Below are 14,493 nucleotides of genomic sequence, written 5' to 3' on the forward strand. Positions count from 1 at the left end.
GTTAACCCACCACCCGATTGACGCCATGAATGACCGCTGGCAAGTCGTCTCTTCCCGACATCAGGGGCATGTGCCTGCCGTTTTGGGCGATGGCGGAGCCGGCACGACCCTCAACTCACAGACCCGGTTTATTCCCGGTCGCAACGATTGGCGTCCGCCCTACCGCTATAAACCCCAGGCTGACGGCGATGAAATCGCCACAGTTGTCGGGCCCGGCACGGAAGAAATTTATGTCAATAAAGATGGTGCGGTTCGCGTTCACTTCCACTGGAACCGTTACGACGCGCCTGACGACCAGGCATCCTGCTGGGTACGGGTGGCACAGGGCTGGAACGGCAACGGATTTGGCTTTCTGGCAACACCGCGAGTCGGCCAGGAAGTGATTATCTCTTATCTCAACGGCGATATTGACCGCCCCATGATTACCGGATGTACCTATAACGCGCTTAACCGTCCGCCGCTGAATTTACCGGAGGAAAAGACCCGCACTACGTTCAAAACCCAGACCCATAAAGGTCATGGTTTTAACGAATTGCGTTTTGAAGATGCAAACGGCAGCGAGGAAGTGTTTATTCATGCTCAACGGGATATGAATACCCAGGTTCTCAGGGATAAAACCACACAGATAAATCATGATCAGAAAACAGAAGTGGAGCATAACCGGACCACCATTATTAAAAACGATGATGATGAAGCCGTGCAGGGCTTCCAGACGCTGGAAGTCAGTCAAAATCAAACGGTGACCATTAAAGGTCAGCAGGCCATTTCCATTGGTAAAAGCCATCAATTTAACGTCACCGATAACCAGCAAATTGCCGTGGGTAAACATATCACCGTGCACTCGGAAAGCGGGCAAATCACGATTGGGAACGCAGGCGGGCAGATAGTCATTGACCCAATGGGGAATATCCGTATCGAAGGGGTCAGTATCACCATGTCTGACCATATCACTGGAAAGAAATCCGCCGATGCACTGTTTGACTACTCAGCACGCTATACCCTGCGAAGCGAGCAAAGCGGTAAGCCGCTGGTGGATACCCTCTATACCATCACCACCGCTGGCGGTCAGACCCTTTCCGGTAAAACTGACACGCTGGGCAGAACTGTAACCGTACAGAGTGAGGCAGAAGAAAATCTGCAACTGAGTTCACCGGAAACCCCACCGAAACCGAAGCAAACCTTATATCAGGCCAGTGATAACACACCGGTAGAGCATGTTATGGAATTTACGGAGAAATAAGTATGACAATATCCAACAGCGGCAAGATGTGCCCGGCCGTGACCTCAATTAACTGTACGATGGAAATAGGCATCTTTCCCGCCGATGAAGATCCCTGTTATTTGGCGAGAAAAGCCGAATACGCCCTGCGTCTGCCGGCAATGATTATCACCCGGCTGGGTGCTATTCGCTTTCTTAATCAAGTCATTATGAGTGGATTGATTAAGGTTGAGGAACTCAAACATGACTTTCTGTGGCCCTATAAAGCGGAAGTGGTGTTTGCTATCAGAGGGCCTAAAGATGTTCCTTTGCCCATGCTGGCAACCAGTCTGGCCTCTAAACAGCGTTATAGCGGTAATTTACCCCAATCCAGCAATCCGTTTGCCCGGCCTTCTGCCGACGATACGAAGAAATTTGGCGTTAAGCGTATTCGGCGGCCCGATATTATTCTGGTTAAAGATGAAGCTCTCCGCTGGCCGGGCAGAAATGCCACCTACTTCGATGGTTCTGTACACCCCGATAATCTGAAAATGTTGATTGAAGTGAAATTTCCGGGCGATGACCTAACTCTAGGACAACAAACTGATTACATTCAGATTGCAACCGAAGACCGCTTTGGTGTAATGCGTATCAGCGATAATCGTACTGAGGAACAAAAACAGTACGATGAAGCATGGCGAAAACATTATCAACCCGGTTCCCAACACTATAAAAACCCCATACCACTGGCCCCACTGCCGCCCGGTTCGCCTCCTGATGAGGAAGCTTTACCCATTCCTCCCGAAGAGGGCGTGCCGGGCACTATTCCGCAACCCCTGACAAAAAATCCACCGCTTCTCAGCACTTCCCGCTGGTCGTTTTTACCCAGCTATGAAGACTGGGTTGTCCTCGGGCAGGAGGTAGCCGGCTTGACAGAACAGGGGCTAGATTATGTCCGTAACAGTACCCGTGAACGCCTTGCCCAGTTTGGAGCATGGTTCAGTGAAGCCGGCGAGTGGGTATGTAACGAGATTATTGACCCGATAAGCCATCAGGCCAGTTACGCTTTTTCCTGGGTCAGTGAACAAACGGGGAAAATCGTGACCTGGACGGAGAGTGAGATAAAAACCCGGTGGCAAACCGTGCAACAGGGCTCAGATATCACCCTGGAAGACCTCAAAAATATTAGCTGGATGCAAATATTGAAAAAAGTGGGTGAAGAGATGCTGGAAGTGGTTGTGATTATTGCCGAAGTTGCCGTTGTTATCCTCGTCACCCTTGCCGTCGCTGCGGCGCTGATTGTACTGGTGAAAATTTTAGCTGCCGCTGCCGCAGTCAGTGCCGCAGCATTAGCTGCCATCCTGACTATATTGGCGGGTGTAACATTCGCCACCGCCTCATAATTCACGGAGAAAATGATGGAAACTGTAGATTACTTTGACCAGTTGAGATCACAACTGACCGCTTTTCTTTTTATTAATGGTGATGGACTGACTGTTTCCCGCCTGGGGCTCTCGATTACCCTGTTTTTTAAACAGGGCTACACTCAGGAGAAAAAGCAACGCATTCTGGCCTGCTACCGGCGCTTTCGCGAAGAATTTGGTACCCACCTGCGTTTTCACCGCCATGAATTAAGAGGGTTAAAAAAATATTCACCGGAAAATATTGCCAAAGTCGAAGAAGGTATTCTTAATCAGAAAAAAAACCAGTTTTCTAGTTGGGTGGTCAGTAATGCTAAAAATGAAGATGAAGCCCCTCGCTATCTGATGTGTTACCTAGATTCCGATGAGGATGATGGTGACGATAGTAGCTCCTACCTGAGTCTGGTACTGCCGTGGGATTATCTGAAAGAACCAGACGGCATGGTTCGTTTTATGGCCTGGCTGGATTTTCTGTGTGACCAGCTCGAACCCGACAGTGGAGACTGTGGCTACTGTCTGGTCCTGCCCAAAGATTACTATGACTACTTTCCTTTAGAGTACCAACTGGCCCAGCGTTACCCTGCCCTGCAAGTGAACTCCGCAGTGCATACAGCCAAATTACAGTATGGTCATTCCATCCGTGGCATTAACTGGATCACCTTGCTATCCAAACGTTTTGTAGGACGCCTGGGCGGCGAAGTCTGGATACGCAAAACACTGGCTCGTTACCCAGATGTGGTGATTAGTCCTTACTCCAATGGTCTGATGATACGGGCGGGTCAATACCCAGATCTGACCCCGCTGCCGGGCAGTGTCCCGGAGAGTTATTTTGCCATTAACCAACTGATACGTCCGATACGGGTGATCCCCCGTGAAGGTCATTCTCTGCATTTTTATGGGGCGGGTCATTTTAATTCAACTTCCACCCTGGCCTGGTATGCCCGCTATGACCGGGGCCCCCTGCATGTAACCCCGGTGAAAAGCGGCGAACCGATGCTGGTCAGCGGATTCTGGCGCACCGACAGCCAGCCTGACAAACAGTATTTCTTTGTTCAGGGCGCGACTGCCTTTGATATTCAGGGCACAGAGCCGGGAACAACGGTATGGCATCTGATACGAGAAGCAGAAAATAGGAATGAGTAAAGGATGAGAAGCAGTCGATAAAAAAAAGCAGATGCTGGAAGTGATTGTGATTATTGCCGAAGTTGCCGTTGTTATCCTCGTTACCCTTGCCGTTGCTGCGGCGCTGATTGTACTGGTGAGAATTTTAGCCGCAGCCAGTGCCGCAGCATTAGCGGCTGTCCTGACTATATTGGCGGGTGTAACATTCGCCACCGCCTCATAATTCACGGAGAAAATGATGGAAACTGTAGATTACTTTGACCAGTTGAGATCACAACTGACCGCTTTTCTTTTTATCAATGGCGATGGACTGACTGTTTCCCGCCTGGGTATCTCAATAACCCTGTTTTTTAAACAGGGCTACACTCAGGAGAAAAAGCAACGCATTCTGGCCTGCTACCGGCGCTTTCGCGAAGAATTTGGTACCCACCTGCGTTTTCACCGTCATGAGCTGAAAGGGTTAAAAAAATATTCACCGGAAAATATTGCCAAAGTGGAAGAAGGTATTCTTAATCAGAAAAAAAACCAGCCTTCTAGCTGGGATGTTAGTGATGCTAAAAATATCTATGAAGCCCCTCACTATCTAATGAATTACTTGGATTCTGATGAGGATGATGGTGACGATAGTAGCTCTTACCTCAGTCTGGTATTGCCCTGGGATTATCTGAAGGAACCAGAGGGCATGGCCCGCTTTATGGCCTGGTTGGACTTTCTGTGTGAACAACTCGAACCTGACTGGGGAGATTGTGGCTACTGTCTGGTCTTACCCAGAGATTATCATGATTATTTTCCTCTGGAGTACCAACTGGCTCTGCGCTACCCCACCTTGCAAGTCAACTCCACTGTTCACACTACACTGGATGATTATGCCGATGCTATACGGAGCATGAACTGGATCACCCTGCTATCCAAACGCTTTGTCGGACGGCTGGGCGGGGAACATTGGATACGTAAAACACTGGCACGCTACCCGGATGTGGTGATTAGTCCTTACTCCAATGGTCTGATGATACGGGCGGGTCAATACCCAGATCTGACCCCGCTGCCGGGAAGCGTCCCAGAGAGTTATTTTGCCATTAACCAGTTGATACGTCCGGTACGTTTTGTTTCAGGAGAAGGTGATTCTCTGCACTTCTATGGCGCCGGTCATTTTGATGCTATTTCCACAAAAGCCTGGTATGCCCGCTATGACCGGGGTCCTCTGCATGTAACCCCGGTGAGAAGCGGCGAACCGATGCTGGTCAGCGGATTCTGGCGCACCGACAGCCAGCCTGACAAACAGTATTTCTTTGTTCAGGGCGCGACTGCCTTTGATATTCAGGGCACAGAGCCGGGAACAACGGTATGGCATCTGATACGAGAAGCAGAAAATAGGAATGAGTAAAGGATGAGAAGCAGTCGATGAAAAAGAGACGCGGGAAGAAGAGGACGCGCTGGAGTTCCAGTTTTTCAGTGAAATCCTCTCCAGTTTGCTTAGCAATCTGCAATCCTCCCTGCCGGGCCAACAGGTTTTGGCAAAACTTGCGGCTAAATTGCCCCTGAATGGCGATACGACAACGCTGGAAGTAGTCATCTCAGAAACAATGGACGTTTATCCCCGCAGTAGTGAACTGTACTGGTACTATGAACAATCAGCAAATGTCATCGCTCCTATGCGCTATCTCCAGGGAGAAGAACCTACAGCAGAAAATACCCTCTGCCAACCAAGCGGCCGGCTCGCTGGGAAAAAGGTCTTCTAGCAGCACTACCGGATATTAAATAGAGAAAAAAACCTGCATGACCAGGATTTAAACTGTCATTAAAATTCCTTGTTTTAACTGATAGTTCTAATCAAAATAAAGTTTTCACCTCTGTTTTACCGCTTTTAATACCTGCTTTTTATTGATTTTAATCATCATCGGCTGTCGTGTTTTATGTTTAATCAACGCTAATCATACCCGCATTTTATCTTTACTGATGCCGTTTTATCCGCAATCTTAAACAGTTTAAATAAGCCCCTGCCTTTATTTTTTCGGATAATCATCTCCTTTTTCAGAGCTTAAATCCTACCAAATTAACCGTTTTATCTATTTTTTATTGCGTTCTTTTTAGGGTTTTCTTCATAAAACAACCAGTGATAAAACGCTTAAATACCCATCGGTTCAGATAATGTTATTTTACGTACTGATTTATTTTCAACTCGTGATTAATAATTGATGGTTTTCGATTAAATGTAATTAACTCTCCTTTTGAAAAATTTAATTTATTGAGTTAAATCCACTCTTTATATAAAATCTTTAATATCTTTGCATTCGTACTTTTAAATTATTATGCAGATTAGGTAAATTCATGATGGAAAATCTTTAAACGTTATTAAAAATCATTGTTTTAACTTATGGTTTTAATCAGTATAGAGCTTTAACGGTTTTTTACTACTTTTAACACCTACTTTTTATTGATTTTAATCATCATAGGATATCGTGTTTTACGTTTAATCAACATTAATCGCACTCACTTTTTATCTTTACTGACGCCGTTTTACCGGCAATTTGGATCGGCTTTAATAAGTCACCACTCTTTATTTTATTTTCATAAATCAGAAAATAAATATCCCGATGATATAAATAAATCTCTTTATGTTTTTCCGGATAATCACCCTCTCCTTCGAGGCTAAAATATTGCCAGATTAACCGTTTTATCCATTTTTTTATTACATTATTTTTATAGTTCTCTTTATACCATAATGACGAAAAACCACTTAAACACCACCCTGGTAAAATAATATTCTTTTAAACACTGATTTATTTTCAACTTTCTATTAATGGTTAATGATTTCCCATTAAATGCAATTAATTATCTTTCTGAAAATCCGCATTTATTTAAATCTACCATTTATATAAAATCCTTAATATCTCTACATTCACTCTTTTAAATAATCATAGCAGATTAGGTAAATATAAAATAAACTGAGTATATAATCACTGATAAATTAATTAAACATAGTAGAGAATAATCCGCTTTTAGTCATTCTGTACCTCTTAATAATCGGCATTAATAGGAAGCCTATTTTTTTCACCCTTGGCTGATAGATAACTGAGTTAATCACCGATAAAAAGAAGCTTGCAATCTCCCCAAAAGGAAAATGCAAGCAAAAAGAGAAAGCGATCAATATTAAAATATCAGCAATAAGTACACAGCAATTTTTATTCCGACAATTTTCTTATCTCTTAATTAAAAACTCATCTAATAAATGGCCCTCATTAAGCAGTTTTTGTAAACCTAATGGTCTTTTTCCATTTCCAGACCAATACTTAATTTCGCCATTTTCATTAAACTGATACTTCGGTTTTCTCGTTTTTCCTTTTCCTGTATTTAATTTTTTAGGTTTAAAACCAGAGAGGGTGATAGGTATGTTAATGGTATTAATATCAAGGCCAATTTCTTCAATAATTCTTAATACTTCTAAACGTTTTTGTTCTTTTTCTTCTATTTCTAATCTGGCTAATCTAGAATATTCCCGGCTTTCGTCAACGATTACCTCTAGTTTTACGTAAACTTCTTTCAGCCAATCAAAATCTTTTGTTTGAGCAAATTTTCTTAATGTGGTTAATCCTGTTAAATGTTTTGATACAATTTCATATTCTTGTTCTTTGGTTAATTCTGTCATTTTGTCACCTTATTAATATATTTAAAATCCGTTTTTCTTGATGTTTTCTCTTTCAATGTCAGTATATCACCGAATTTTTTACCTACTTAAAAAAATCCTTAATCATTTCTGTTTTACCTTTAATAATTAAAGTTTTTACCTGTTTATTCGTAATACACTTGTCCTTTTTTCAGATTTTAAAACCACACTGATTTTGTCTCAAGGCAATAGCCTCACGGATAAATAGAAAATCAACGGCAGTATCGATTTTACGAATCAGATAATTGTGGTAAACAAGGTATTCAAATGAGTCCTTTTCAAAAAGAAAAGGTTGAAGAGGAGTGTGCTTAACATGGCAGCAAGCTCCGTTTGGTAAACGGAACTTGATTAACACAAAGCGCCGGATAAATAACCAGCACTTCGTCAGAAATCTGAGCGCCAATAGCGCTCAATTATAACTGAGCAATCAAACCTGATACATTTTGCATAAATAGCGGGAAACAGCATCATCTGCATTTGAACCAATCACATCCATATCCGGCAAGATATCTCTCAGGCGTTGGTGAGCATCCCGCATAATGCAGCCCTTACCAGCCATCGTCAGCATTTCCAGATCGTTCATTCCATCACCAAAAGCTATGCAATCACTGAGTTTATAGCCCATAGATTTAGCTACCTGTTCAAGGGCGTGGCCTTTGGAAACACCACCAGCCATGACCTCCAGACAATTACGTAACGAGAAACTGACATTCACCCTATCGCCCCAACGTGCATTGATTGCCTCCTCCAATATGAGCAACAGATCATGATCTTCACAGGTAAAATAAACTTTACAGACACCATCAGTCTTAAAATTATCACGTTCAAAAAGCCGATAATGAAATATTGACTCCTGGAAAAATTCTTCCTGCTCAGGGCTTTCACGATTCATATACCAATCATCATGACGGTAATAATTGGTCAGAATATCAGGGTTATCAAACTCCATCAGACACAAGTCATGCACAATATCAGGATCAACATTGTGGCTGAAAACCAGTTCGCCCGCTGTATTATGTACCCTGGCTCCATTGGAGGTGATCATATAGGCATCAATACCAAGCCCATCACGGATTTGGGAAACATCCACATGATGACGGCCGGTGGCAAAAATAAAATGAATGCCTTTGTTTGTAAGTAGATTAAGGGTTTCCTTGGTGTAAGACGTTAATTTGTGATCAGGAGACAGCAAAGTACCGTCTAAATCTGAAGCAACAATGTAGTACATAGTTGTAGTTCCTATAATTGAATCAATTCTGGTCAAAAAAGTCACATATAGCGTTGAGTGCCTGGCTGCGTAATTTGTCTTTTTCAAATAGGATCTCATGATGCGCCCCCTGAATAATCAAAGGTGACTGCCCTTCAATGAAAGTCCTCTCTTTCCTATGTGATTCACAAAAAGCCCGTAATTGCTGATTATTAACTACTTTATCTTCACTGGCTTTTAAGACCATCAGTGGCGTCTCAATTTTTCCTGCTTTTTCTATCAATATATCGCCAATCCGCATACTTTCCCGCATCCAGTGATATGTCGGGCCACCTATACGTAATTCCGGATAATCCGTGTAATAACGGAGATAGCGGCTATAACGTTCATAACTGTGTGTCAGAAGATTTACCAAATAAGGCAACGGACGCCATTTTCCGGTCAGTATTGCGTAGTTATTTCGTCTAGCCGGTCGCTTTTCTGCCCGATTCACCAGCAAAGCAGCCAACCAGTGCGGCATTGGTAAGTTAATACCAAACATAGGTGCACAAAGGGCCGCTGCATCAAAAATCTGACTGTGACGTAATAAGAATCCCCCTAATATTGCCGCGCCCATTGAATGAGCCAATGCATAACAGTGAGAATAATGACGAGGGAGAATTTCTCTTTCTATGAACGTTTCAACGTCATCAATATAGTCATCAAATTTTTCTACATGCCCTTTCTGTGGATCTTCAAGCATCCTACCGGATCGCCCCTGTCCACGATGGTCAATGATAAAAACGTCGTAACCAAGATGATAAAAGTCAAATGCCACCTCCGGGTATTTGACATAACTTTCACTACGGCCCGGCAAGATAACAACCGCTCTATGATTCTGGGTTGTTGCACAAAAGCGGACATAGCGTATCAGCACATTATCGACACCGATAAACTCATGCTCTTCCCTGGCTTGCCAGAAATCTAACAGAGGCCCGTTAGCAAAAGCAGAAAACTGTATCTCACGATTAAGCCAGCTCTCTTTCAACATTTCGGGCTTCATAAATCATCTCCAAGCTATTCACACTCCTCCAGATGTTTACAAATCAAAGCCATAAAAACGCTACCAAAACGTTCTAGCTTTCGTTGTCCTACCCCGTTGATTAATAACATTTCTTCAGCCGTAACCGGGCATTGCTCTGACATTTCAATCAGCGTGACATCATTAAATACAACAAAAGGCGGAATATTATCTTCATCAGCAATAGATTTCCGTAATTTACGCAACTTGGCAAACAATTTGCGATCATAATCGCCACTATATGATTTACTTTGCTGGCTACGCCCTTTCAGGTTCTGTATCCGTGGAACTGCCAGTTTCAGCGAAACTTCACCACGTAATACTGGCCGCGCAGCTTCTGTTAATTGTAATGCCGAATAATTGGCAATGTTTTGACTGATAAAGCCTAAGTGAATAAGCTGCCTCAACACGCTGACCCAGTGTTCCTGGCTTTGATCTTTACCGATGCCGTAAACCGGCAAACGATCATGCCTTATATCGCGGATACGCTGATTATTCGCGCCTCTGAGCACTTCAACAATATAACCGATACCAAAACGCTGACCAACCCGGTAAACACAGGAAAGCGCTTTTTGTGCATCCACCAAGCCATCATAATTTTTCGGTGGATCAAGACAGATGTCACAGTTGCCGCAAGCGGTTTGTTGGCTTTCACCAAAATAGTTCAATAACACCAGACGGCGGCAAGTTTGCGCTTCGGCAAAGGCTCCCATCGCATTAAGCTTATGCCGTTCAATATCCTGCTGTGTGTCAGCGGTTTTCTCTTCCAGACAACGGCGAAGCCATACCATATCAGCCGGATCATAGAACAACACCGCTTCCGCAGGTAAACCATCACGTCCGGCACGCCCTGTTTCCTGATAATAGGATTCGATATTACGTGGAATATTAAAGTGAACCACAAACCGAACATTGGGCTTATTAATGCCCATTCCAAATGCCACGGTCGCAACCACAACCTGCAAGTCATCACGTTGAAATGCATCCTGTACCCGGGCGCGTTGGCTATTATCTAACCCTGCATGGTATGGCGCAACACTCAAACCACGTTTTTGTAAACGTTCTGATATCTCTTCAACTTTATTGCGGCTGTTGCAGTAAATGATGCCGCTTTTACCTTTCTGACCACGGATAAATAACCATAATTGATCTAATGGTTTGTATTTTTCTATCAAGGTATAACGGATATTGGGGCGATCAAAACTGCTGATATGAATAAGCGGATTATCGAGATTCAGTAGCCGGGCAATATCATTGCGGGTAGTTTCATCAGCGGTCGCCGTCAACGCAATGACAGGTAATGTTGGAAAGCGCTGCCTGAGCTGTCCCAGCGCCCGGTATTCAGGCCGGAAATCATGGCCCCATTGTGAAATACAATGGGCTTCATCCACAGCCAGCATAGCGGGTCGCCATTCCAAAAGCTGTTCAAGGAAGTTATCCATCATTAAGCGCTCAGGAGCGATATACAGCAATTTAATCATGCCCTGACGGCAACGCCGGATCACATCCATCTGCTCTTCACGGGCCTGAGTTGAATTCAGACAATCAGCCGCGACACCATTCGCCCTCAGTTGATCCACCTGATCTTTCATTAAAGAGATCAAGGGAGAAACGACCAAGGTTAATCCTTCCTGCACCAGCGCCGGGATTTGGTAACACAATGATTTACCACCACCCGTCGGCATAATGACCAGACAATCACGCCCCTCAAGAATGGTATTGATGACTTGTTGCTGACCAGGCCGGAATTGCAGATAACCAAAGGTTTCCCGCAATACTTGCTCTGCCAGTGATATCGTATTGATGACTTCTGCGGTAGACACGCTTTTCCTCAACCATTAAAAAATCACAGACGCTTAAGCATCCGCGCATTATGTTATCTTACTCTCGTAATAATTACTTCAACAACAAACCCGCTACATAACAAACACAGTTGTCATTTATAAAGCGTCAAAAAGGCAACACAGGTTATTTTACACACGAACTTTAATTTTGCTCAGATTGTTTCTCGAGACGCCTCGCAAACTGGCAAGGTTGGCAATAAAAGCATAACATTAACAATTTATTCACTATATAAAGTGGTATTAATAACACGCACCTTTATTTGGGGATAAGTTAAATGTCTACAACGCAAGTAACCTTGGAGCAAGCCCGCCAGCTAATTGGTAATTTTTTCATTTACCATATGCCTTTTAACCAGATATTAGGGCTTGAGCTGCTCCGGTTTGAACAGGATTACGCAGAAATACAGTTCCATAATCAGAGTAAGCTGGTAGGAAATACCGCACAGAAGATTTTACATGGCGGTGTGATTGCATCAGTGCTGGATGTCTGTGCCGGATTGGTCTGTGTCGGTAATGCCTTAGCTCGTATAACACCCATTCCACGAGAAGAATTAGAAAAACGATTATCAACAATGGGAACGATTGATTTGCGGGTGGATTATCTACGCCCCGGTCGTGGTGAAGTGTTTACCGCCACCAGCAGTATTATCCGCAATGGGAATAAAGTTTCTGTCGCCAGAGCTGAACTGCATAACGAGCAGAGAGCACATATCGCCAGTGCAACAGCGACTTACCTGGTCGGTTAGTCATATCATTTGAGATATTAATCCCTTGCGTAATATTCAGCCCGGTGACATATTATTTCCATGTTAACGGGCAGAAATCCATTACACTTTCCACACCTTTTTATTAACATTAGGACAATATGAATAAACCACAAACTACCAAAGGCATTCTGTACGCCTTTGGTGCCTGCTTTATTTGGGGAATCGCCCCAGTTTATTTTAAGTACATTCAGCAAGTACCTGCCGACGAAATCCTGACGCATCGTATTATCTGGTCATTTTTCTTTATGTTGCTGCTACTAACAGTAACCCGTCACTGGTCACAGGTATCCAACGTTTTACGTCAACCTAAAAAAGTACTGCTATTGGCAGTGACGGCGACCATTGTTGCTTGTAACTGGCTAATTTATATCTGGGCAGTCAACCACGGTCATATGCTGGAAGCCAGCCTGGGTTACTTCATTAGTCCACTGGTTAACGTTTTGTTTGGTATGCTGTTTCTGAGTGAACGTTTTCGCCGGATGCAATGGGTTGCCGTTGCTCTAGCCTTTACTGGCGTGTTAATCCAGTTATGGCAATTTGGTTCTGTACCCGTTATTGGATTAAGTCTGGCTGTCACTTTCGCTCTGTATGCCCTGCTTCGTAAGAAGATGAATGTTGATGCTCAAACGGGCATGACGATTGAAACACTATGGTTACTGCCCGTTGCATCTATTTACCTGTTTGGTTTTGCCAACACCCCAACCAGCGATTTAAGCGCTAACCCAACGACACTGAATTTACTGCTGATTGCCGCAGGCATTATCACCACGGTTCCATTACTGCTATATACGGAAGCCGCTGCCCATTTGCGTCTGTCTACACTGGGTTTCTTCCAGTATGTCGGCCCAACGTTGATGTTCTTACTGGCAATACTGGTCTATGGTGAACAAATAGGTGCAGATCGCCTGATTACTTTTGGCTTTATCTGGGCAGCATTAGTGCTGTTTACACTGGATGCACTTTATACACAGCGCAGGTTGAAAACATAACAGGATCAGTTTACGACATGGAAATAACCATCAGACTGGCTAAAATTGCAGAACAAACTGCCCTTGAAGCACTCCAGTTACGCGCGTCTCTCATGTGGGAAGAAGATCGGGAATTATTATTAGCCAATCCCCACATGATAGAACTCCCGATAGAACATATTAAAGCGGGGTATGTTTATATTGCGAAACAAGCCGGCATTATTTTGGGGTTCAGTGTTGTATTGCCACAATCTGATGGAGATGCAGAACTTGATGGATTATTTGTTGAACCCACTGTCTGGCATCAAGATGTCGGCAGACAGTTAGTGCAAGCAGCACTGAATAACGTTCATATAGAAGGAGGAACCTCATTGCGGGTGCTGGCTAATCCTCAAGCCAAAGGGTTTTATATTGCTCTTGGCTTTGAACGTTTAGGGGAAGAATATACTCAATTAGGGACAGCGATTCGTATGATAAGGAGTACACGATGAAAGTAAGATATAGAGTAAATTAATCATGCTTTAGTATCTCCACTAAATTACATGTTCAGTCAAAAACTCATACCTAAGGCACCTTAGGCTGCTTAACAAAACATTCAGTTATAAACTTAACCACCACAAAAATCACTATAAACATTAAAAAAACTAATAGCCAACAGACAAAAAACTCACAAAAAAATAACAATTTTAGTAAAAAAAATGATTTAAGCCTTTTTCTGGTATGATTAATTGACATAACATTTAACATTAGAGATAATAACATTAAATTATATTAACATATAAAGAAAATGATTAAAATAGCAACAGGACTTGCAGCGATTACAATAGTTTCTCTTTCCCATGCCACCTTTGCATCTTCCCTTCCGCAAGAAAAGGAAATAGCGGATAAAGAAAAACCAAAAAATATTTTAAAAATTGATGATTTTCTACCTGAGAAGAAAAAATGGACTCTCTCGACTGGTATCTCCATTCTAAACAAATCAGGCAGTGGAAGTTCCCAATCATTTTATTTAAACGAGATATCCCCCGGTCACTATATTCTGAACAGCGGGACTCAAACATATCAAAAAGAAACTAACGGTGTCTCTGCTCATTCATCGCTAATATATGGTATTACAAATGAACTTGCAGTAGGTGCTACTGTCAACGGCCAATGGCAGAATACTCAATATACCTTTGATGACGGTAAGAAAGCCGTTAATGAAAAATATCAATTTAATGGTGTTTGACTAGGAGGAAGCTA

14 protein-coding genes are annotated in these 14,493 nt (G+C 43.2%); 10 read left to right on the plus strand and 4 right to left on the minus strand.

The genetic code is table 11. From position 1 onward, the window contains the following. From tssI to ABR397_RS10010, 6 genes are all read left to right on the plus strand, one after another. Positions 1–1,240 (plus strand): type VI secretion system tip protein TssI/VgrG (gene tssI / locus ABR397_RS09985; RefSeq protein ID WP_350305621.1); only part of this gene is annotated, 1,240 nt, incomplete at its 5' end. A gap of 2 nt (positions 1,241–1,242) precedes the next feature. Next, entirely contained in the window at positions 1,243–2,601 is a 1,359-nt protein-coding gene (locus tag ABR397_RS09990; protein ID WP_350305622.1) for a VRR-NUC domain-containing protein, read from the plus strand. Between the two features lie 15 nt (positions 2,602–2,616). Next, the gene (locus ABR397_RS09995) at positions 2,617–3,762 is read left to right on the plus strand and encodes a DUF3396 domain-containing protein (RefSeq protein ID WP_350305623.1); all 1,146 of its coding nucleotides are present in this window, start codon (positions 2,617–2,619) and stop codon (positions 3,760–3,762) included. A gap of 31 nt (positions 3,763–3,793) precedes the next feature. Then, on the plus strand, positions 3,794–3,964 hold the full coding sequence (locus tag ABR397_RS10000) for a hypothetical protein (RefSeq protein WP_350305624.1): 171 nt from the start codon (positions 3,794–3,796) through the stop codon (positions 3,962–3,964). 15 nt (positions 3,965–3,979) lie between these two features. After that, on the plus strand, positions 3,980–5,125 hold the full coding sequence (locus tag ABR397_RS10005) for a type VI immunity family protein (protein ID WP_350305625.1): 1,146 nt from the start codon (positions 3,980–3,982) through the stop codon (positions 5,123–5,125). 85 nt (positions 5,126–5,210) lie between these two features. Beyond that, complete coding sequence (locus ABR397_RS10010; RefSeq protein WP_350305626.1) at positions 5,211–5,480, plus strand: hypothetical protein; 270 nt, start codon at positions 5,211–5,213, stop codon at positions 5,478–5,480. Positions 5,481–6,940: 1,460 nt separating this feature from the next. On the opposite strand, the gene ABR397_RS10015 is transcribed toward ABR397_RS10010, so the two are convergent. From ABR397_RS10015 to recQ, 4 genes are all read right to left on the minus strand, one after another. Next, the gene (locus ABR397_RS10015) at positions 6,941–7,387 is read right to left on the minus strand and encodes an H-NS histone family protein (RefSeq protein ID WP_350305627.1); all 447 of its coding nucleotides are present in this window, start codon (positions 7,385–7,387) and stop codon (positions 6,941–6,943) included. 445 nt (positions 7,388–7,832) lie between these two features. Continuing rightward, positions 7,833–8,633: a sugar/pyridoxal phosphate phosphatase YigL gene (gene yigL, locus ABR397_RS10020; protein WP_350305628.1), complete on the minus strand. Its 801-nt coding sequence runs from the start codon at positions 8,631–8,633 to the stop codon at positions 7,833–7,835. Positions 8,634–8,655: 22 nt separating this feature from the next. Then, positions 8,656–9,654: a lysophospholipase L2 gene (gene pldB, locus ABR397_RS10025; RefSeq protein ID WP_350305629.1), complete on the minus strand. Its 999-nt coding sequence runs from the start codon at positions 9,652–9,654 to the stop codon at positions 8,656–8,658. A gap of 14 nt (positions 9,655–9,668) precedes the next feature. Continuing rightward, positions 9,669–11,495, minus strand: a complete 1,827-nt coding sequence (recQ, locus tag ABR397_RS10030) for an ATP-dependent DNA helicase RecQ (RefSeq protein WP_350305630.1) — start codon at positions 11,493–11,495, stop codon at positions 9,669–9,671. A gap of 296 nt (positions 11,496–11,791) precedes the next feature. On the opposite strand from recQ, the gene ABR397_RS10035 reads away from it, so the two are divergent. The 4 genes from ABR397_RS10035 to ABR397_RS10050 all read left to right on the plus strand — a co-directional run bounded on the left by ABR397_RS10035 (position 11,792) and on the right by ABR397_RS10050 (position 14,479). Beyond that, positions 11,792–12,262 (plus strand): thioesterase family protein, encoded by a 471-nt coding sequence (locus tag ABR397_RS10035; RefSeq protein ID WP_350305631.1) that lies wholly within the window; start codon positions 11,792–11,794, stop codon positions 12,260–12,262. A 119-nt stretch (positions 12,263–12,381) separates the two neighbouring features. Beyond that, positions 12,382–13,272 (plus strand): EamA family transporter RarD, encoded by an 891-nt coding sequence (gene rarD / locus ABR397_RS10040; protein WP_350305632.1) that lies wholly within the window; start codon positions 12,382–12,384, stop codon positions 13,270–13,272. Between the two features lie 17 nt (positions 13,273–13,289). Beyond that, the gene (locus tag ABR397_RS10045; RefSeq protein WP_350305633.1) at positions 13,290–13,742 is read left to right on the plus strand and encodes a GNAT family N-acetyltransferase; all 453 of its coding nucleotides are present in this window, start codon (positions 13,290–13,292) and stop codon (positions 13,740–13,742) included. Positions 13,743–14,038: 296 nt separating this feature from the next. Beyond that, a complete protein-coding gene (locus ABR397_RS10050) occupies positions 14,039–14,479 on the plus strand; it encodes a hypothetical protein (RefSeq protein ID WP_350305634.1) in 441 nt (146 codons plus the stop codon). The last annotated feature ends 14 nt before the right edge of the window (positions 14,480–14,493 follow it).

The sequence above is a fragment of the Photorhabdus viridis genome, from assembly GCF_040256935.1.
Classification (GTDB): domain Bacteria; phylum Pseudomonadota; class Gammaproteobacteria; order Enterobacterales; family Enterobacteriaceae; genus Photorhabdus; species Photorhabdus viridis.